General features: G+C 54.4%; 16 protein-coding genes. 7 read left to right on the forward strand and 9 right to left on the reverse strand.

Annotated elements, in window-relative coordinates:
- Window positions 1-268: 268 nt before the first annotated feature.
- Window positions 269-1,579: an MFS transporter gene (locus ACLGE8_RS21305; protein WP_411001062.1), complete on the reverse strand. Its 1,311-nt coding sequence runs from the start codon at window positions 1,577-1,579 to the stop codon at window positions 269-271.
- A 153-nt stretch (window positions 1,580-1,732) separates the two neighbouring features.
- Window positions 1,733-2,929: an L-talarate/galactarate dehydratase gene (locus ACLGE8_RS21310; RefSeq protein WP_411001064.1), complete on the reverse strand. Its 1,197-nt coding sequence runs from the start codon at window positions 2,927-2,929 to the stop codon at window positions 1,733-1,735.
- Window positions 2,930-3,233: 304 nt separating this feature from the next.
- On the opposite strand from ACLGE8_RS21310, the gene ACLGE8_RS21315 reads away from it, so the two are divergent.
- Window positions 3,234-4,238: a LacI family DNA-binding transcriptional regulator gene (locus ACLGE8_RS21315; RefSeq protein WP_411001066.1), complete on the forward strand. Its 1,005-nt coding sequence runs from the start codon at window positions 3,234-3,236 to the stop codon at window positions 4,236-4,238.
- 88 nt (window positions 4,239-4,326) lie between these two features.
- On the opposite strand, the gene nhaR is transcribed toward ACLGE8_RS21315, so the two are convergent.
- From nhaR to dnaK, 4 genes are all read right to left on the reverse strand, one after another.
- Window positions 4,327-5,226, reverse strand: coding sequence for a transcriptional activator NhaR (gene nhaR / locus ACLGE8_RS21320; protein WP_411001068.1), 900 nt, complete (start codon window positions 5,224-5,226; stop codon window positions 4,327-4,329).
- A 38-nt stretch (window positions 5,227-5,264) separates the two neighbouring features.
- Complete coding sequence (nhaA, locus tag ACLGE8_RS21325; protein ID WP_411001070.1) at window positions 5,265-6,434, reverse strand: Na+/H+ antiporter NhaA; 1,170 nt, start codon at window positions 6,432-6,434, stop codon at window positions 5,265-5,267.
- Window positions 6,435-6,608: 174 nt separating this feature from the next.
- On the reverse strand, window positions 6,609-7,748 hold the full coding sequence (gene dnaJ / locus ACLGE8_RS21330) for a molecular chaperone DnaJ (RefSeq protein WP_185668290.1): 1,140 nt from the start codon (window positions 7,746-7,748) through the stop codon (window positions 6,609-6,611).
- A gap of 88 nt (window positions 7,749-7,836) precedes the next feature.
- Window positions 7,837-9,759 (reverse strand): molecular chaperone DnaK, encoded by a 1,923-nt coding sequence (gene dnaK, locus ACLGE8_RS21335; RefSeq protein ID WP_035896220.1) that lies wholly within the window; start codon window positions 9,757-9,759, stop codon window positions 7,837-7,839.
- Window positions 9,760-10,129: 370 nt separating this feature from the next.
- Between dnaK and ACLGE8_RS21340 the strand changes: the two genes are divergently transcribed.
- The 4 genes from ACLGE8_RS21340 (at window position 10,130) to ACLGE8_RS21355 (ending at window position 13,552) form a co-directional block, all read left to right on the forward strand.
- Window positions 10,130-10,534, forward strand: a complete 405-nt coding sequence (locus tag ACLGE8_RS21340; protein WP_411001072.1) for a DUF2541 family protein — start codon at window positions 10,130-10,132, stop codon at window positions 10,532-10,534.
- 27 nt (window positions 10,535-10,561) lie between these two features.
- Window positions 10,562-11,287 carry an acidic protein MsyB gene (gene msyB, locus ACLGE8_RS21345; protein WP_411001074.1) on the forward strand — a complete coding sequence of 242 codons (726 nt, stop codon included), beginning with the start codon at window positions 10,562-10,564 and terminating at the stop codon, window positions 11,285-11,287.
- 132 nt (window positions 11,288-11,419) lie between these two features.
- Window positions 11,420-11,986, forward strand: a complete 567-nt coding sequence (satP, locus tag ACLGE8_RS21350) for an acetate uptake transporter (protein ID WP_411001076.1) — start codon at window positions 11,420-11,422, stop codon at window positions 11,984-11,986.
- A gap of 129 nt (window positions 11,987-12,115) precedes the next feature.
- Window positions 12,116-13,552: a hypothetical protein gene (locus tag ACLGE8_RS21355; RefSeq protein ID WP_411001078.1), complete on the forward strand. Its 1,437-nt coding sequence runs from the start codon at window positions 12,116-12,118 to the stop codon at window positions 13,550-13,552.
- A 44-nt stretch (window positions 13,553-13,596) separates the two neighbouring features.
- Here ACLGE8_RS21355 and ACLGE8_RS21360 read toward each other — a convergent pair whose 3' ends face one another.
- Both ACLGE8_RS21360 and mog read right to left on the reverse strand, forming a co-directional pair.
- Window positions 13,597-14,892, reverse strand: a complete 1,296-nt coding sequence (locus ACLGE8_RS21360) for an MFS transporter (RefSeq protein WP_411001080.1) — start codon at window positions 14,890-14,892, stop codon at window positions 13,597-13,599.
- 125 nt (window positions 14,893-15,017) lie between these two features.
- Window positions 15,018-15,605, reverse strand: coding sequence for a molybdopterin adenylyltransferase (gene mog, locus ACLGE8_RS21365; RefSeq protein ID WP_035896213.1), 588 nt, complete (start codon window positions 15,603-15,605; stop codon window positions 15,018-15,020).
- Between the two features lie 193 nt (window positions 15,606-15,798).
- Here mog and ACLGE8_RS21370 point away from each other — a divergent pair, with 193 nt between their 5' ends.
- Window positions 15,799-16,725, forward strand: a complete 927-nt coding sequence (locus ACLGE8_RS21370) for an Rpn family recombination-promoting nuclease/putative transposase (RefSeq protein WP_411001082.1) — start codon at window positions 15,799-15,801, stop codon at window positions 16,723-16,725.
- A gap of 58 nt (window positions 16,726-16,783) precedes the next feature.
- On the opposite strand, the gene tal is transcribed toward ACLGE8_RS21370, so the two are convergent.
- Window positions 16,784-17,737, reverse strand: a complete 954-nt coding sequence (tal, locus tag ACLGE8_RS21375) for a transaldolase (protein ID WP_220440344.1) — start codon at window positions 17,735-17,737, stop codon at window positions 16,784-16,786.
- Window positions 17,738-17,989: 252 nt separating this feature from the next.
- Here tal and ACLGE8_RS21380 point away from each other — a divergent pair, with 252 nt between their 5' ends.
- Entirely contained in the window at window positions 17,990-19,420 is a 1,431-nt protein-coding gene (locus tag ACLGE8_RS21380; protein ID WP_411001084.1) for an alanine/glycine:cation symporter family protein, read from the forward strand.
- Window positions 19,421-19,474: the final 54 nt, after the last annotated feature.

The raw sequence follows: 19,474 nt of genomic DNA on the forward strand, positions 1-19,474 counted from the left end.
TGTTTTAACAAATCAAAAGGGGTTTTAATAACTGGCTTAAAGCTGAAAGCTTTCCGGAACCCCCAGCCTAGCTGGGGGTTTTCTGTGCACAAAAAGACCCGCTTAATGCGGGTTTTTTTATGCCTGTCATTTGGCTCTTTGCGGCAGGTTTAATAAACGCGACCCACGGATGCCGCCCGCGTGACAATGTCTATCGACGATGAAAAAACCGCCGTTTCGCAGGAATGTGATGCGAAACAGCGGAGTAGAATTACGCCAGAGTCTTAAATCAAGCGGTGCGTGGAGTCAGCGTCAGACGGTCCAGTGGGCCAACGATAAACAGATAGGAGAACAGCCCCAGCACGCCCATCGAACCGACGTACAGGATGGCGTAATCAAAAGAGTGGGTATTGGCGAGGATCACGCCGATAACCAGCGGAGTGATAATGCTTGCCAGGTTACCGCACATGTTGAAAACACCCCCCGCAATTCCCAGCATCTCTTTCGGCGAAGTATCGCTCAGTACGCACCAGCCGAGATTGCCAAAGCCTTTGGCAAAGAACGCCAGGCTCATCGCAGCGATCACCACCACTTCCGAAGAGGTGTAGTTGGCGACGACAATCACGCAGGAGAGCAGCATCCCGCAGATCACCGGGATCTTGCGCGCGGTCGTCAGGCTATAGCCGCGCTTTAGTAGCCAGTCTGAGAATACGCCACCCAGCAGGCCACCGATAAATCCGGCAATGGCCGGGATACTAGCGACGAACCCGACTTTCAGGATCGACATCCCTTTTGCCTGGTAGAGGTAGGTTGGAAACCAGGTGAGGAAAAACCAGGTAATAGACGTGACGCAGAATTGACCAATATAAACCCCAATCATCATGCGATTAACGCAAACGCTTTTAATCTGCGCGAGGGTTAATTTTTGCTGCGATTTTTTAGTGCCTAATTCCGGCTCGCCGCCGCCCTCGCGAATATAGTCAAGTTCCTGCTGGTTAATTTTCGAATGGTGAGAAGGATCTCTCACCTTCACCAGCCAGAATATCCCCAACACCACCCCGATGGCACCAATATAATAAAAGACATAATGCCAGCTTAAATTGTGCAAAATAATCGTCATTAGCGGCGTAATAATCCCCAGGGAAATATACTGCGCGGCCTGATATACCGAGGTCACAAATCCGCGTTCTTTATTGGGGAACCATTGCACGCTAAGACGACTGTTGGCCGGAAAGGCCGGGGCTTCAATTGCGCCCATCATCAGGCGCAGAATAACCAGAACCACCAACGGACTGGCATACATATAGATAGTGCCCTGGAACATGGTCACCACCGACCAGCCTATCAGCGCGCAGCCGTATACCAGCCGTGAACCATATTTATCCAGCAGCCAACCTCCGGGTATTTGCATAATCACGTAGGAAATACCAAATACCGAAAAGGCCAGCCCCATCGCCTCCGGATCGAAACCTAACTCTTTGCTCATAATTGGTGCGACAACGGACAACGTTGCCCTATCGGCATAATTAAATACGGTGGCCAGAAATAAAAATAATAATATTCCATAACGCACGTTGCTGCGTTTTATTTGCTGTTGCATTTTGATCAACTCCTTTTACAGGGTTGCGTATTGTGGGTACAGCAGGTAAGTGATTTATCCCCGGTGGCGCGGCGCTTGCCATGGCTACGGTTCGGCGAGGTTTGCCAGCTTTGTAGCCCGGATAAAGGTTTACGCCGCCATCCGGGGAGTCGATTATGGGCGTTTACCAAACTCGCAGCTTTGCTGGGTCCAGCGACGGGCCTGTTCGCTCAGCGTGAAGCCAAGACCGTGACGCTCAGAAATCCACATCCGTCCATCGCGCAGCTCCAGTTGCTCGTTAAACAGCGGGTTCAGCCACTCGAAGTGCTCCAGCCACGGCTCCAACGGATAGGCGGCGGCAAGGTGCAGGTGGACTTCCATCGCAAAGTGCGGGGCCAGCTTGCGACCGTGCTTCGCCGCCAAATCCATAATTTTCAGGAATGGAGAGATCCCGCCAACGCGTGGGGCATCCGGCTGTACGAAGTCGCTGGCGTTGCCGAGAATCAGCTGTTCATGCTCGCGGAAGCTGGTCAGCATCTCACCGGTCGCAATCGGCGTATCCAGCGCAGCGGCCAACTGCGCGTGGCCTTCAACATCGTAAGCATCCAGTGGCTCTTCAATCCAGATAAGGTTGAACTGCTCCATTTTACGCCCCATACGAATGGCGGTTTCGCGATCCCACTGCTGATTAGCGTCCACCATCAGCGGGAAATCATCCCCCAGCACTTCGCGCACGGCCGTCAGGCGACGGATATCCTCGGCGGTATTGGGCTGGCCGACTTTCAGTTTGATGCCGCCGATCCCATTCTCACGAGAGATAGCAACGTTTTTCAGTACTTGATCCAATGGCGTATGCAGGAAACCGCCGGAGGTGTTGTAGCACTGTACGGAATCGCGATGCGAGCCGAGCAGTTTTGCCAGCGGCAGCCCGGCGCGTTTGGCTTTCATATCCCACAAGGCAATATCGAGAGGAGAGATAGCCTGTACCGCCATACCGCTACGACCTACAGAAGCGCCGGCCCACAGCAGTTTGGTGTAGATCTTGTCGATATCGTTCGGGTCTTCGCCTAACAGGTTATCGGCAATCTCTTTGGCATGAGCGTAAATCCCCTGGCCGCCCGCGCGTTTGGAATAGCTAAAACCGACCCCTTCAAAGCCGTCGCGGGAGCGAATTTCAGCGATGATAATCGCCACTTCGGTCAATGGTTTTTGTCGACCGGTGAGGACTTTTGCATCGCTGACGGGGGTCGCCAGCGGTAGAAAGGCCAGCGATAGCTTGACGTGTTCAATGCGATCGCCGGTTTCAGAGGCGGTTTTGACGCCGGAAGTTTTGGCATAGGTTACGGACTCGGAGTTAGCGCTTGAAGTCATGATGAGTTCCTTTTTGAAAATAAAATGTTTGCGCTAACATTTCTAGCTCTGATTTTATTCTCACGCTATGCCAGTGCTTTTATTTTGTACAAACGATCACAATAAGCGGTTATTAATGGCAAAATTATGCAATGCACATCACAATCCAATAAGGACTGGGGAAACTCACAACACATAATGATAGCGATAACATTTAATGCGTCAGGTTATTGATTCTATTAGGGGTGCACCGGCGGGCGCTGGCAATTGCGTGGGCCATCATCAATAATGCCCACAGGAAACGACTCAACACAGGGGCTAAGTCGTGAAAAGCATAAAACCGACGCGCGCGCCGACGCTGGATGATGTGGCCCGCAGCGCCGGGTTGTCGTCGATGACGGTTAGTCGGGCGCTGAATACGCCACAGCTGGTACGGCCGAAAACGGTAGAAAAAGTGATGCAGGCGGTGCAGGCCACGGGCTACATTCCCAACGCACTGGCCGGCGGGCTAGCGTCCAGGCGTAGCAAACTGGTGGCCGTGGTGGTACCGCAAATCAATAACAATATGTTCGTCGATACCATCCAGGCGCTGAGCGATACCCTGGCGGCGCGCGGCTACCATATGCTGCTGTGCGTAGCAGGCTATAGCCGGGAGACGGAAGCCGAGCTGGTATCCACTTTACTTTCGCGGCGTCCAGATGGCGTGGTATTAACCGGCATCCAGCATGCGCCGGCACTAAAGAAAACCATTCTTAATGCCGCCACGCCGGTGGTGGAAATTTGGGATCTGACCCCGACGCCGCTGGATATGTTGGTAGGCTTTTCTCATGAGAAAGTCGGCGAAACCATTGGTGAGTATCTGCTGGAAAAAGGCTATCGCCGCCCGGGGTTGCTATGGGCCGGAGATTCTCGCGCAACGCTGCGTAAGCAAGGGCTGCGCGCCAGGCTGGCTAAGTGCGGAATTGACGATGTGCCTCAGGCTGAAGTGCCACTCCCGGCGTCTCTGGCGCTCGGGCGCAGCGGCCTGGCCGCGTTACTCGCATCCGGCGAGTTTGACGTTATTGTCTGCAGTTCCGATACCCTGGCGCAGGGCGCGATTATGGAAGCCGAAAGCCGTGGTTTACGCGTGCCGGAGGATCTCGCGGTGATTGGTTTCGGCGATCTGGATTTCGCCGCCAGTAATCGTCCGGCGATCACCACGGTCAGCGTTGACCGTCACGCCATTGGCGAGCAGGCGGCCATCCTACTTGCCGATCGTATCGAAGGTAACGAGGAAGGAGACGTGATTGTTGATATCGGCTTTCATCTGGTAGCGCGGGAGTCAGCATAGGTTTGCTTAAGGCCTTATGCGGGCTCCCAGCCTGCGTTCCCGTAGCCCGGGCAAGGCGCATCAAGCGCCGTCCCCGGGAAACCACCGATTACTTCAACGATTCGGCAAACAGCGCCGAATAATCGCGGTGACAAATACGTTGCACCGCCGGGTGCTGAATCATCCGTTCAGCGAATATCGCGTGATACTCTTCCATCACGTTATCCATCCGGCCAATCTCGACGATATTGTCATCGGCATAGAAGTCATGCGCATACAGCGTTGGTGCGACAAAGATGGCATTATGCGCCGCGCCAAACGCCTTCATCAGCGCCGCATCGTCGAACTCGCCCAGAATCTCAACCTTCAGTCCCTGCACGTTAAACCAGTTCAACAACTTACGGCCCAGCATCGAGCGGCGGCCCGGGATCAGCAACCGACGCTCCTCCAGGCAGGCTGGAAACGGTTTTTCCGGCGCGGGATTCATGCACCAGAAGCTGACGCCGCATTCGCCAATTTTCACCGAGAACAGCCCCTCCTGCTGCGTAGAGTCGATCGGGCAATCGGAGATAATCATATCCAGCTTATGCTGGCTCAACTGCTCCAGCAGCATCTCATGCGTCGATTCAAAGCAGCGCAGATGGATCTGTTCATCCTCCACCACCGCGGCATCCAGCACCCCGCTGACCAATCGTTTGGATAGCGCATCCGCCACGCCGACGTCGAACAGCAGGTTCGACTCTTTGCGATAGTTAACGATATCCAGCATCTCCTGGCTTAGGGTGAACATTTTGTCCGCATAGCGGAAGACCAGCTCACCCAATTCGCTCGGCTCAATACCGCGCCCTTTACGTTTAAACAGTTTGCCCTGCAACCGTTCTTCCAGCGCCTTGATTTGCCCGGTAATGGTTTGTGGCGTCAGGTACAGCGCTTCCGCCGCCCCTACCACCGAGCCTTCCTTGTAGACATGCCAGAAGTAGTAAAGGTGATTGTAATTAATGTGCGACATGCCCTGTGCTCCCCTCTCCTTTGATTCTCATCGTGCGCTTACGCCGTCTGAGGCTTTAAATGCGTGCGTAATAAACCGTATCCCACCACTGCCGACATCACCGAGCCAATCAGGATGCCAAGCTTCGCCCAGTTAATCAGCGACGGGTCGATGCTGCCGAATGCCAGGCTGGCGATAAAGATAGACATGGTGAAGCCAATCCCGCACAGCAGGCCAACGGCCATAATCTGCGAAAAGTCAGCCCCTTCCGGCAGCTTCGCCAGCTTGAACTTCAGTGCCAGCCAGCAGAACAGGCTGATACCCAGCGGCTTACCGATAAACAGACCCGCGATGATGCCCAGCGGCAGCAGCGAGGTCAGCCCTGCAAGCGTAACGCCTTGTAAAGAGACGCCCGCGTTGGCAAAGGCAAACAGTGGCAGGATCATAAAGGCCACCCACGGGTGCAGCACATGTTCAAGCTGCTTCGCCGGCGACTTTCCGTTTTGCTCGCGCAGCGGGATAAAGAAACCAACGATCACCCCGGCGAGAGTAGCGTGTACGCCGGACTTCAGCACCGCCGTCCACAAAATCACGCCCACCAGAATATAAATACCGGTACGGCGTACGCCGCTCATATTCAGAATCGCAAGCACCACAATGGCGGCCGCCGCAACAGCCAGCGACAGCAGCGACAAATCATTAGTGTAAAACAGCGCGATAATGACGATGGCACCCAAATCGTCGATGATGGCTAATGCCATCAGGAAGATCTTGAGTGAGGCCGGTACACGGCTGCCCAGCAGTGCCAGCACGCCAAGCGCAAAGGCGATATCCGTTGCCGCAGGAATGGCCCAGCCGCTGCTCGCAATCGGATCCTGAGCGTTAAACGCCAGGTAGACCAGCGCAGGCACAACCATACCGCCCAGCGCGGCAATCACCGGGAAAATGGCCTGGCGACGCGTGGCAAGCGAGCCCTGCATCATCTCGCGTTTGACCTCAAGACCAATCAGCAGGAAAAACACCGCCATCAGGGCGTCGTTAATCCACAGCAGCATGTTCTTGTTAATTTCTAATGCGCCTACGCGCAGCTGCACCGGCGTTTCCAGGAAGGCATGATACAGGCCGCTGGTCGCCCCCATGTTGGCCATCAGCATGGCCAGGACCGCTGCAATAATCAGGATGATGCCACCAGAGGCATCGTTGCTAAAAAAGCGCTGAAGATGCTTCACTTTTACTCTCTCTATAAGCACGTATTCATCGATAAAACCATGTTATCGCGTCTGACAGATCGGTAAAATCAGATTATAACTGGATGATAATTCAGTTTAGCCGAACAATAAAAAACCCGAAGCGGAAGGCTTCGGGTTTTTTGTCTGGTCCGCACTCGCCCGAGGGGCGAAGGGTTAACGGGTCAAATCGTCAAAGAACTTCTTCACACCGTCGAAAAAGCTTTTCGAACGCGGGCTGTTGTTCTCGCCGGTTGGACCGCCGAAGCTTTCCTGCAGGTCTTTCAGCAGCTGTTTCTGCTTCTCGTTGAGACCGACTGGGGTTTCTACCACCACGCGGCAAAGCAGGTCGCCCTGCACGCCGCCGCGGACGGATTTCACACCCTTGCCGCGCATGCGGAACAGTTTACCGGTTTGCGTTTCGCCCGGAATTTTCAGCTTCACACGACCATCAAGCGTCGGCACTTCAATCTCGCCGCCCAGGGCCGCCATGGAGAAGTTAATCGGCACTTCGCAGTACAGGTTGTTGCCTTCACGCTCAAAAATAGCGTGCTGCTTCACCTGAACCTGAACGTACAGGTCGCCTGCCGGTGCCCCATGCTCGCCCGCTTCGCCTTCGCCGGTCAGACGAATACGATCGCCGGTATCCACGCCTGCCGGAATTTTAACGGACAGGGTTTTGGTCTTCTCAACGCGACCATGACCATGACATTTGTTGCACGGATCTTTAATCAGCGTACCGCGGCCCTGACAATGTGGACAGGTCTGCTGTACGGCGAAGAAGCCCTGGCGCATCTGTACCTGGCCGGAGCCGTGACAGGTCGGACAGGTCTGCGGCTGCGAGCCCGCTTTAGCGCCGCTGCCGTGGCAGATGTCGCACTCTTCCAGCGTCGGGATGCGGATCTCTTTGGTCACACCACGAACCGCTTCTTCCAGCGTCAGATCCATGTTGTAGCGCAGATCCGCGCCACGGGACGCACGCTGGCGACCGCGACCACCACCGAAGATATCGCCGAATACGTCACCAAAGATATCGCTGAAGTCCGCGCCGCCGCCGAAACCACCGGCACCGCCGCCGCCCATACCGCCCTGTTCAAAGGCCGCATGGCCGTACTGATCGTAGGCCGCACGCTTCTGCGCGTCGGTCAGGATCTCGTACGCTTCTTTGATCTCTTTAAACTTGGCTTCGGCCTCTTTATCACCCTGGTTGCGGTCCGGGTGGAATTTCATGGCCAGGCGCTTGTACGCCTTTTTGATTTCACGCTCTTCCGCTGTTTTGGAAACGCCCAAAATCTCGTAATAGTCTTGCTTTGCCATTGGTTTTTTTCAGCCCCTTAACATGCGAGCACGGGCGGAGAGGAAACCCTCTTCGCCCGTGCTGATTAATTACCCTGCATCAGGGCGATTATTTTTTGTCTTTCACTTCTTCGAACTCAGCGTCAACAACGTCGTCGTCTTTCGCATTGTTCGCGGAAGCGTCAGCGCCTGCGGCACCCGCCTGCTGCTGTGCGTGCTGCTGCTGAGCGATTTCCATCAGTTTCTGAGAAACCTGTGCCAGCGCCTGCATTTTCGCTTCGATGTCCGCTTTGTCTTCGCCTTTCAGAGACGCTTCCAGCGCGGTCAGCGCAGACTCGATGGCGGTTTTGTCATCAGCTGGCAGCTGTTCGCCTGCTTCTTCAACCTGCTTACGAGTGCTGTGCAGCAGATGGTCGCCCTGGTTACGGGTCTGAACCAGCTCTTCAAACTTACGGTCAGCTTCGGCGTTAGCTTCAGCTTCACGAACCATTTTCTGAATTTCTTCTTCGTTCAGACCGGAAGAAGCCTTAATGGTGATCTTCTGCTCTTTACCGCTGTTTTTGTCTTTCGCGGAAACGTGCAGGATACCATCAGCATCGATATCGAAGGTGACTTCGATCTGCGGCATGCCGCGCGGTGCTGGGCTGATACCGTCCAGGTTGAACTGACCCAGTGATTTGTTATCGGATGCACGTTTACGCTCACCCTGAATCACGTGGATAGTTACCGCAGACTGGTTGTCTTCAGCGGTAGAGAACACCTGGCTGTGCTTAGTTGGAATGGTGGTGTTTTTGTTGATGAGCGCAGTCATCACACCGCCCATGGTTTCGATACCCAGAGACAGCGGGGTAACGTCCAGCAGCAGCACGTCTTTTACTTCACCGGTCAGAACGCCGCCCTGAACCGCTGCGCCAATCGCAACAGCTTCGTCCGGGTTAACGTCTTTACGCGGTTCTTTACCGAAGAACTCAGCAACTTTCTTCTGCACCATTGGCATACGAGTCTGACCACCGACCAGGATGACGTCCTGGATATCGGATACGGACAGGCCAGCATCCTGCAGCGCAACTTTCAGCGGCTCGATAGAACGGTTAACCAGGTCTTCTACCAGGCTTTCCAGTTTCGCACGGGTCACTTTGATGTTCATGTGTTTAGGACCGGTCGCGTCTGCGGTGATGTACGGCAGGTTCACGTCGGTCTGCTGAGCGGAAGAGAGTTCAATCTTCGCTTTCTCAGCGGCTTCTTTCAGGCGCTGCATCGCCAGCGGGTCGTTACGCAGGTCGATGCCCTGATCTTTCTTAAACTCGTCAACGAGGTAGTTGATCAGGCGGGTATCGAAGTCTTCACCACCCAGGTGGGTATCACCGTTGGTCGCCAGAACTTCAAAGGTTTTTTCGCCATCAACTTCGTCGATTTCGATAACGGAAATATCGAAGGTACCACCACCGAGGTCGTATACCGCGATAGTACGGTTGCCGACTTCTTTATCCAGACCATAAGCCAGCGCAGCTGCGGTTGGTTCGTTGATGATACGTTTGACTTCCAGACCTGCGATACGGCCAGCATCTTTAGTTGCCTGACGCTGAGCATCGTTGAAGTATGCAGGTACGGTGATAACAGCTTCAGTTACCGGCTCACCCAGGTAATCTTCAGCGGTTTTCTTCATTTTTTTCAGCACTTCAGCAGAGATCTGCGGTGGTGCCGTTTTGGTGCCTTTCACATCAAGCCACGCGTCGCCATTGTCTGCGGCAACAATTTTGTAAGGCATGATAGAAACGTCACGCTGAACTTCTTCGTCCTGGAAGCGGCGGCCAATCAGGCGTTTAATCGCAAACAGGGTGTTTTGCGGGTTTGTCACTGCCTGACGTTTAGCCGGCTGACCAACCAGAGTTTCACCATCCTGGGTATAAGCAATGATAGAAGGCGTGGTGCGGTCGCCTTCGGCGTTCTCCAGAACGCGAGCGGTAGTGCCATCCATAATCGCTACACAAGAGTTGGTAGTACCCAGGTCGATACCAATAATTTTACCCATCTAAACGTCTCCACTAAAAATTCAGTCAACATGTGGTTGTGAATCTGTAATAAGGGCGAAACCTACGGTTTCAACTGCCCTGAATCGTTTTTTTTCAGACTCACTCACTGCGGTTGACTACAAGATGGGGTCGCAACGTCATCCATCAAGGGGCAGCAGTAAAATTTTTTCATTCAGTGCGGTTTAATTGCGGTAAAAACGAGGTTAATACGGCAAGACTTATTCACATTGAATATATAAAAACATCAATATATTCAGTTAATTATTGTCATAAGTTGAAATGATTAAGCGCTGAAAGCCATATCAGAGAGGGATAAAATCCGCCCCCTGCATTTGATGTTGTTAAAGGGTCTCTCCGGTAAGGAATAAAATGAAAACAGTATTAAACGTCTCTGCAAGCCTGGCTTTCGGCCTGATGCTGGCTTCCTCCGCCTACGCGAACGATCACAAAATCCTGGGCGTTATTGCTTTACCTCGTAATGAAACCAGCGATCTGACGCTGAAGCTGCCGGTTTGTCGCGTCGTCAAACGTATCAAGTTGACCGTCGACCGCGGTGATGCTGAACTCAGCGGCGCCTCCGTCTACTTCAAAGCCGCCCGCAGCAGCAGCCAGAGCCTGAACGTGCCATCGTCGCTAAAAGAGGGCGTGACCACCGATTGGATCAATATCAACAGCGATAACGACAACAAACGCTGCGTCTCAAAAATCACCTTCTCCGGGCATACCGTGAACTCGTCTGATATGGCCTCTTTAAAAATCACCGGCGACGACTAAGCGAATCTTCGAGAAGCGATACCCCTAATGAAAGTTTCCTATCTAAATGATGAAGACCTCGTTTTTCTCCAGCACTGCAGCGAAGAGCAACTGGCCCATTTTGCCCTGCTGTTGACTCACAATGAAAAAGGCAAACGCCGTCTGTCCAGCGCCCTGCTGCATAACGAGCTCTATATGTCGATGGACGGACATCCGGAGCAGCATCGCCGTAACTGGCAGCTGATTGCTGGTGAACTCCAGCATTTTGGCGGCGACAGCATCGCCAACCAGATTCGCGGTCACGGCAAGCTGTATCGCGAAATTCTGCGCGATGTGGCAAAGCGTCTGGGGCTCAAGACCGACAAGGCGATGCCGACGCCAGCCATCGAAAAACTGCTGCTGGAGCAGTTTGTTCGCAGCGCCTGGAAGCGCATGAGTGATGAGCAGAAAGTACGTTTTCATACCGCCGTTGAGCTGAAGGTGATGGAGCTGGAAGCCCTGCTGCCGCACTTAATTGACCACCATCGTCTGGACCACGGTATTGAGCATCTGCTGGGCGATCAGCTGAGCCATATTCTGCACAAGCATGCTGCCGTTAGCGTCATTGGCCACGGTCTGATGCGCGGAGCTGGCCTGGGCGGCCCGGTGGGGGCTGCGGTAAACGGTGTGAAGGCCGTCAGCGGTAGCGCCTATCGTGTCACCATTCCGGCAGTGCTGCGCATTGCCTGTTTGCGTCGAGTTATTGCCAGAGCCGTACTGCAACGCGCCGGTTAATCGCCCTATCGGGGAGAAAATATTTCATTTTCACCCGTTCAGATCATAGACAGCGGGTTTGCCCGTGATTATGATGCCGCGCCCCCGAATTTGGGGAGAGAACTTCACCATTCAATGATGATTTGAGGAATTATGGGCAACACTAAGTTGGCTAACCCGGCACCGCTGGGCCTGATGGGCTTCGGCATGACCACCATTCTGTTGAACCTGCATAATGCGGGTTTCTTTGCTTTCGACGGTATTATTCTCGCAATGGGTATTTTTTACGGCGGTATCGCGCAGATTTTCGCGGGCCTGTTGGAATACAAAAAAGGGAATACTTTCGGTCTGACCGCATTCACCTCTTACGGTTCTTTCTGGCTGACGCTGGTTGCTATTCTGCTGCTGCCGAAGATGGGTCTGTCCGACGCACCTAACGCACAGTTCCTTGGCGCCTACCTGGGTCTGTGGGGCGTGTTCACGCTGTTCATGTTCTTCGGCACGCTAAAAGCAGCACGTATGCTGCAGTTCGTGTTCCTGAGCCTGACCGTGCTGTTCGCCCTGCTGGCGATTGGCAACATCAACGGCAACGAAGCGATTATCCACGTTGCTGGCTGGGTTGGTCTGATCTGTGGCGCGAGCGCCGTTTACCTGGCAATGGGTGAAGTGCTGAACGAGCAGTTCGGCCGCACCGTGCTGCCAATTGGTGAAAAGCACTAATCCTCGCTTCATTCTGAAAAACGCCGGCCTGTCCGGCGTTTTTTGTCTGCAAACTACCGTTCCTGGGGTTATCGCTCCCTCACTATTTGCGCTATTTTCAATAACTTTTAATGATAAAAAGGATTATTGATGATGCGCCTCGCCTCTGTTTCCCCCCTGATTCTGGCCAGTGGAGCCTTGCTGTCTGTAAGCGCCCATGCACTGTCGACACCTGAAATCAGAAGCGTTGATTGGGATAAGGCCAACACCGTGCGCGTCGGTGACAGCATCAATACCGTTTACCGCATTACAATGTCAGAGGGGTCGCAAAATAATCTTTGGCTGAACGTTGATTGCCAGACCCAAACCAAAACGCTGCTGTATATGAACCTGCACACCCTGACCGGAAGTCATATCCGCGCCTACGGCGGTAACTCGTTCGCTCTTTATATTCCCGGCGTACCTTTCGAGCCCGACGCCGATAGCCTGATGAGCACCGATGCTGCACTGGACGTCTGCAAGCAGAACGTCGTACAGCCTCGCTGGGTAGGGCTCGCCGCGGCGGATAAGAACGGCGACCAGTCGTTTATCGATCTCAGTAATAGTCATCGTCAGGGCAATATGCTGAACCTGCGCGTCGGCACGGATTACGCTCAAATCCATCGCGAAAAGAAATACGATGCCCCCTACGACTTTAAAATCAACCAGATGCAGGTTAATTGCGATAACCAACAGGCACGTATTGAGCGCACGTTCTCGCTGAATTCCGCTGTCGTTACTGACAACGCAATCCTGGCAGAGACTGCCTTCACATCGCTCCCCTCCTCGCTTATCGCACCGATGGCAAAACTGTGCGCCCTACAGGATCTCAAGCAGTTTACTGGCAGCGGCACACTGGTGGCCCGGCAGAAAACCGAGGCAGATACGCCGCTGGAAATTCCCGATTTCGAGCACAACGATCCGAGCGCCTTAGCACGCTATCCGCTGCCCGAAGCGGTGAGCAAGACCGCGAAGCAGGTATTGGATAACGGCAGTAATGCGCCGACGTTTTCCCGCCTCACCTTTACACCGGTGTGGCCAGGTGATGCCGACATCACCGGTAAGACTCGCATCGACAGGCTGGCGGACGGCAGTACCTTAATGCTCGATACGCTGGTGCTCAAAGGGGTAACCTTCTATAGCCAGTACCATCGGTTATTCAATATCGTCGACCTGAAGCAGTGGGATTCGATGAAAAACAGCCCGCTTATCGCCCAGAAGCTGGAAACCAACTTTAGCGCGACGCCGAAGGTTGGACAGCAGTACCGCTGGCATGCCGTGCTGCGAGATGAAGCCAATCCTGAGAACAGCAAATCGAAGAGCCAGGATTGTCGCGTAGAGGGCCCGTGGCACGATGCCTCAACGCTGAACGAGGCTTTCCGGGGACGTTATATTGAGCTTATTTGCACCGATGACCGGGGCGATGGCAGAGCCATGAGCAGCGATTACGCCTGGCTGGAAGATTTGCGTATCTTAATTCGTATCGGCTATCAGGAGGCGGGACAGAAAAAACGGTTCACGTTTAAAGACGTGACGATTGTTCGCTAACGCACGCGACGCCGGGGTTGGCGTCGCGTGCTCCCGGCGTCGGCTTACGCCTCGGCCGGGCTACGGCTTGCAGCGGGTATCTTTTTACGCAGCCAGACACCAAGCCCAAGGCCAATCAACGACAGCGCCAGGACATACCAGGCTGGCGCCATCGGCGAAACCCCCATCAGCATGGTGACGGCAATCGGCGTCAGGCCGCCAAAGATGGCGTAGGAGACGTTGTATGAGAAGGAGATCCCGGTAAAGCGCACTTCCGCCGGGAAAGCGCGCACCATGACGTACGGTACCGCGCCCACCACGCCAACGCACAGCCCTACCAGCCCGTAGAGCAGGAACAGTTGTTCAGGGTGCGTTCCCGCAAGATGGTAAAAGAACCAGCTTGAGCAGGCGAGCAGGATACTGCCAACGATAAAGGTTTTGCTGGCCCCTACGCGGTCGACAATCAACCCTGCCAACAGACAACCGATGCAGAGCATCACCGTCGCCACACTATTGGCCTGCAAGGTCAGCGCGGGGGCAAAGCCGTACTGTTTTTGCAGCCAGACTGGCGACATCAGGATAACCACCACTATGCCCGCCGACAGCAGCCAGGTCAGCAGCATCGAGACCACCACCGCCTGCTTGTGATTGAGGACAACGGATTTAATCGGTAACTCCTGCGCCAGCGCTTTACGCTGCTGCATTTCCAGGAAGATGGGTGTTTCCTGCAGCCAGCGGCGCAGATACATCGCCACCAGGCCGAAGATACCGCCCAGCAGGAACGGGATACGCCAGCCGCCATCATGAATCGCCTGCGCGGAGAGCTGGGTATTGATAAGCGTCGCCACCACAGAGCCCAGCAGGATTCCCACCGTCAACCCAGCCGTTAACGTACCGCAGGCAATACCGATACGGCGTGCGGGCACATGTTCAGCGACAAACACCCATGCCCCCGGCACTTCTCCGCCAATTGCCGCGCCCTGCAAAATACGCATCAACAGCAACAGCAGCGGCGCAACCAGACCTGCAGTGGCAAAGGTCGGCAGCAGGCCAATCGCCAGCGTCGGCACGGCCATCAGCAGAATGCTAAGGGTGAACATCTTTTTGCGCCCGACCAGATCGCCGAAATGCGCCATGATGATGCCGCCCAACGGGCGGGCTAGGTAGCCTGCGGCAAAGATGCCAAAGGTCTGCACCTGACGCAGCCACTCGGGGATATCTGCCGGGAAGAAGAGTTCTCCGACGACAGCGGCGAAGAAGACGAAAATAATGAAGTCATAAAACTCCAGCGCGCCGCCTAATGCCGCCAGCGTCAGAGTTTTATAATCTTGTCGATTCAGAGGTCGGGTGTAATGTGACATAACAAACCATTCGCAAAGTCGAGCTGTTGATATAAGTTTACGATTTGTGTAAAGCAAAAGTGACTATACCGTAAACCCTATCGCACTCCAGAGGAATGATAGGTTATGTCAGAAAAGCATCACATTCAGGATAAAGTCTCGCGACGTGCGCTCTTAGGGCGAAATGCTGCTACGACATCGCTGTTAGTTTCAATATATGGCCCCTCCAGCAACTGTACACAATACGGTACACTTGCAAAAATGCCGTTCACCAGCACCTTACCGTCCGCGTCTTTGACCCCTTCCAGCGTCTCCTGAATCGCCTTCGGCTGGCCCGGCAGGTTGAGGATCAGCGCCTGCTTACGGATAACGCCGACCTGACGAGACAGAATCGCCGTTGGGACAAAGTGCAGGCTCACCTGACGCATCTGCTCGCCAAAGCCTGGCATCACACGGTCGGCAATCGCTAGCGTCGCATCCGGAGTCACATCGCGCCGCGCCGGGCCAGTACCGCCGGTGGTCAGCACCAGGTGGCAGCTCATCTCATCCACCAGCTCGCACAGGGTTTGTTCAATAATGGTTTGCTCATCAGGAATCAGGCGAGTTTCCACCTTAAAAGGGGTCGTCAGTGCCGATGCCAGCCACTCTTCCAGTGCCGGGATGCCTTTGTCCTGATAAACGCCGCTGGAGGCGCGGTCAGAGATAGAAACTAAGCCAATGCGTAAAGTGTTCATGATTATTCCGTTAAAACCGTAGCGTTAAGCAGAATAATACACGCGAATGGGCGGCAATACTAAGACCCCAAACGGGTTATCTGCCGGGTTTCCCGAGGCGCGCCGCAAAATGAAAAAACCAATTAACGATTCACTATCGTACCGACGATGATGGTGGCAGACTCCGGCCAAAAGCTTCCACGGAGGGTCGGATATGCGAAAAAACAGGACACCCACACCGCACGATCTGGTGTTTAAAACGTTTCTATCAACCGCGGAGACGGCGCGGGATTTTATTGCTATTCACCTTCCTCCCGCACTGCTGCGGTTATGCTGTCTGCAAACGCTCAAGCTCGAGTCCGGCAGCTTTATCGAAGAGGATTTACACCCCTACTACAGCGATATGCTCTACTCGTTAAAAACCGCCTGTGGTGACGGTTATATCCATGTGCTGATAGAGCATCAAAGTTCGCCGGATAAGCATATGGCCTTTCGTCTGATGCGCTACGCCATTGCCGCCATGCAGCGCCATCTCGAAGCGGGTCATAACACGCTACCGCTGGTTATCCCCATCCTGTTTTACCATGGTCGGGAAAGCCCCTACCCCTACTCCATGAACTGGCTGGATAACTTTACCGACCCCATACTGGCGACCCACCTTTATAGCGAAGACTTTCCGTTGGTCGACATCACGGTCATTCCAGATAATGAAATTATGCGTCACCGCAGTATGGCCGCACTGACGTTGATTCAGAAGCATATCCGCCAACGCGATCTCACGCAGTTGCTTGATAAGCTCGCCGGGTTGTTAACTCAAAACCACATCAGCGGACAACAGGTCATTGCGCTGGTAAACTATATGCTTCAGGCGGGAGAAGCGCAGGATGCCCGCACATTGTTGTACGAAATGGCGCAGCGCGCACCACAGTATGGAGACGAACTCATGACATTAGCAGAGCAGCTAAAGCAGGAAGGACGCATCGAAGGCATACAGCAGGGAATGCAGCAAGGTATCCAAACCGGGGAACGTGAAGCGTCGCGTAAAATTGCGCGGGCGATGCTCGAAAAAGGTATTGCAACAGCCGATATCATCGAAATGACCGGCGTGAGCGCAGAAGAACTTCCCTCCCTTCAGCATTAATAAAAAAACAGCCCGCTCTCTTTAGAGAAGCGGGCTGTTGTCATGCAACCGAGCTGAATTACAGCAGGTCGCCGATCATTTTTTCCAGTTTTTCCTGGTCGATGGCAAACTTACGGATACCTTCCGCCAGCTTATCAACCGCCATTGGATCCTGGTTGTGCTGCCACAGGAACTCGGACTCGGTGATGCGGTCTGGGCGCGCTTTCACTTCACCCGTGTAGGTCAGTTTACGTTCCAGAGCGCCTTCGCTTTCTGCCAGCTCTTTGAGCAGCGCAGGGGCGATGGTCAGGCGGTCACAGCCAGCCAGTTCCAGGATCTCACCGATGTTACGGAAGCTTGCGCCCATAACGACAGTCTCATAACCGTGCTGTTTGTAGTACTGGTAGATTTCGCTAACAGAAACCACGCCTGGATCTTCCGCTGGTGCGTACTCTTTCTTATCGGTATTGGCTTTGTACCAATCCAGAATACGGCCCACAAACGGGGAGATCAGGAACACGCCAGCTTCAGCACAAGCACGCGCCTGAGCGAAGGAGAACAGCAGCGTCAGGTTACAGTTGATGCCTTCTTTTTCCAGCTGCTCCGCTGCGCGGATACCCTGCCAGGTAGAAGCCAGTTTGATCAGAATACGATCGTTGCTGATGCCAGCATCGTTGTACATTTTGATCAGACGTTTCGCTTTAGCGATAGACGCGTTGGTGTCGTAGGACAGACGTGCGTCGACTTCGGTAGAGATACGGCCAGGGACCAGTTTCAGAATTTCCAGGCCGATATTGACGGCCAGTTTGTCAGTAGCATCCACAACCTGCTGAGCACGGTCGCTGCTCTGGCTACGCGCCCACTCAATCGCATCATCAATCAGTTTGCGATATTCAGGGATCTGCGCGGCGCCCAGAATCAGGGAAGGGTTGGTTGTCGCATCCTGAGGCTGATACAGCTTCATTGCTGCGATGTCTCCGGTGTCAGCCACTACGGTTGTGTACTGACGCAGAGATGTCAATTTATCCGTCATGATAGTGTTTCTCTTTAAACAGCTGTTAGGGGGATGTAACCGGTCTGCCTCGATAATATCACGACCCGACCTCAGCGCAACCGCCGACATCACCAGACCGCAGAGTATGATAAACTGAAGCATCAAACTTTACGGGTTGAGATTCTTCGCCCAAAAATTGGTAACGCTTACATTGGCTGAATCGAATCGTGCGAAGGAACGTGTTCTTCCCGTAAACAGCCACCAATTTCGGCATAGACAAGAGGACGTTTAATGCCTGATTTCCTGTCTTTTATCAGCGAGATTCTGTGGGGTTCGGTAATGATTTACCTGCTCCTCGGGTGCGGCATTTGGTTCACCTGGAGAACCGGCTACATCCAGTTTCGCTACATTCGTCAGTTTAGCAAAAGTCTGAAAAGAAGCCTGACACCGCGCGAAGGCGGACTCACCTCTTTCCAGGTACTCTGTATCAGTCTCGCGGCTCGCGTTGGCAGCGGCAACCTGGCCGGCGTCGCGCTGGCGATAACCGTCGGCGGACCCGGCGCGGTGTTCTGGATGTGGGTAGCGGCGATTATCGGCATGGCCAGCAGCTTCGCAGAGTGCTCACTTGCCCAGCTCTACAAAGAGCGCGACGCCAAAGGGCAGTTTCGCGGCGGCCCGGCGTGGTATATGTCTCGCGGGCTGGGAATGCGCTGGATGGGCGTGCTCTTCTCACTGTTCCTGCTCGTGGCCTACGGGTTTATCTTTAATACCGTGCAGGCCAACTCCACGGCGCACGCGTTGCAATATGCCTTTAATGTCCCCGGTGGGGTGACCGGCGTGGTCATGGCCTTCATCGCTCTGCTGGTCATTATGCGCGGGCTGAAAGGGGCCGCGCGGCTTAGCCAGTGGCTGGTTCCGTGCATGGCGCTGCTGTGGGTAGTGGCGTGCTTACTGATCACGCTGTGGCACATTGTCGAACTCCCTTCCATCGTCAATCTGATTATCCGCAGCGCCTTTGGCTGGCAGGAAGCGGCGGCCGGGGCGGCGGGCTACACCGTAAGCCAGGCCATCACCAGCGGTTTTCAGCGCAGCATGTTCTCCAACGAAGCCGGTATGGGCTCGACGCCGAATGCCGCCGCTGCCGCCGCATCCTTCCCTCCGCACCCAGCAGCACAAGGGATTGTGCAGATGATTGGTGTGCTGATTGATACCATCGTTATCTGTAGCGCCAGCGCAATGGTGGTCCTACTGGCTGGCCACGGCACGAAAACCACCAGCTATGACGGTATTCAGCTCATCCAGCATGCCATGAGCGTGTTGGTTGGAGAATGGGGGGCCAGCTTTGTAGCCATCGTGATGATACTGTTCGCCTTCACCTCCATCGTGGCAAACTACATCTACGCCGAGAACAACCTGATCTTTTTACGTTGGGATAAGCCGTGGGCAATCTGGCTGCTGCGCATCGCGACACTATCGATGGTGGTGTTGGGGAGCCTGCTGAGTCTGCCGGTGGTCTGGCAAATGGCGGATGTCATTATGGCGCTGATGGCCATCACCAACCTGACGGCGATTTTGCTGCTCTCGCCGGTGGTGCGCATTATCGCGCTGGACTATCTGCGCCAGCGTAAGCTCGGCGTAACGCCGGTTTTTGACCCTGATTATTATCCGGAAATCGCCCAGCAGCTGGCGCCGGAGAGTTGGGATCAACCGCCGCGCCAATGACAGCAATCGATCGCTTTGCGCCGTTTTTTTGTTAAAATTGCGTGAAATTTTCTG

This window comes from Kluyvera sp. 142486, assembly GCF_046569695.1.
GTDB lineage: Bacteria > Pseudomonadota > Gammaproteobacteria > Enterobacterales > Enterobacteriaceae > Kluyvera.

Excerpts from the sequence above, each read along its gene's own strand:
- dnaJ (WP_185668290.1), bottom strand. The coding sequence starts at position 7,748 with ATGGCAAAGCAAGACTATTACGAGATTTTGGGCGTTTCCAAAACAGCG.
- ACLGE8_RS21380 (WP_411001084.1), top strand. The coding sequence starts at position 17,990 with ATGCCTGATTTCCTGTCTTTTATCAGCGAGATTCTGTGGGGTTCGGTA.
- nhaR (WP_411001068.1), bottom strand. The coding sequence starts at position 5,226 with ATGTCGCACATTAATTACAATCACCTTTACTACTTCTGGCATGTCTAC.
- ACLGE8_RS21305 (WP_411001062.1), bottom strand. The coding sequence starts at position 1,579 with ATGCAACAGCAAATAAAACGCAGCAACGTGCGTTATGGAATATTATTA.
- tal (WP_220440344.1), bottom strand. The coding sequence starts at position 17,737 with ATGACGGATAAATTGACATCTCTGCGTCAGTACACAACCGTAGTGGCT.
- mog (WP_035896213.1), bottom strand. The coding sequence starts at position 15,605 with ATGAACACTTTACGCATTGGCTTAGTTTCTATCTCTGACCGCGCCTCC.
- ACLGE8_RS21340 (WP_411001072.1), top strand. The coding sequence starts at position 10,130 with ATGAAAACAGTATTAAACGTCTCTGCAAGCCTGGCTTTCGGCCTGATG.
- msyB (WP_411001074.1), top strand. The coding sequence starts at position 10,562 with ATGAAAGTTTCCTATCTAAATGATGAAGACCTCGTTTTTCTCCAGCAC.
- ACLGE8_RS21355 (WP_411001078.1), top strand. The coding sequence starts at position 12,116 with ATGATGCGCCTCGCCTCTGTTTCCCCCCTGATTCTGGCCAGTGGAGCC.
- ACLGE8_RS21360 (WP_411001080.1), bottom strand. The coding sequence starts at position 14,892 with ATGTCACATTACACCCGACCTCTGAATCGACAAGATTATAAAACTCTG.
- satP (WP_411001076.1), top strand. The coding sequence starts at position 11,420 with ATGGGCAACACTAAGTTGGCTAACCCGGCACCGCTGGGCCTGATGGGC.
- ACLGE8_RS21370 (WP_411001082.1), top strand. The coding sequence starts at position 15,799 with ATGCGAAAAAACAGGACACCCACACCGCACGATCTGGTGTTTAAAACG.
- dnaK (WP_035896220.1), bottom strand. The coding sequence starts at position 9,759 with ATGGGTAAAATTATTGGTATCGACCTGGGTACTACCAACTCTTGTGTA.
- ACLGE8_RS21310 (WP_411001064.1), bottom strand. The coding sequence starts at position 2,929 with ATGACTTCAAGCGCTAACTCCGAGTCCGTAACCTATGCCAAAACTTCC.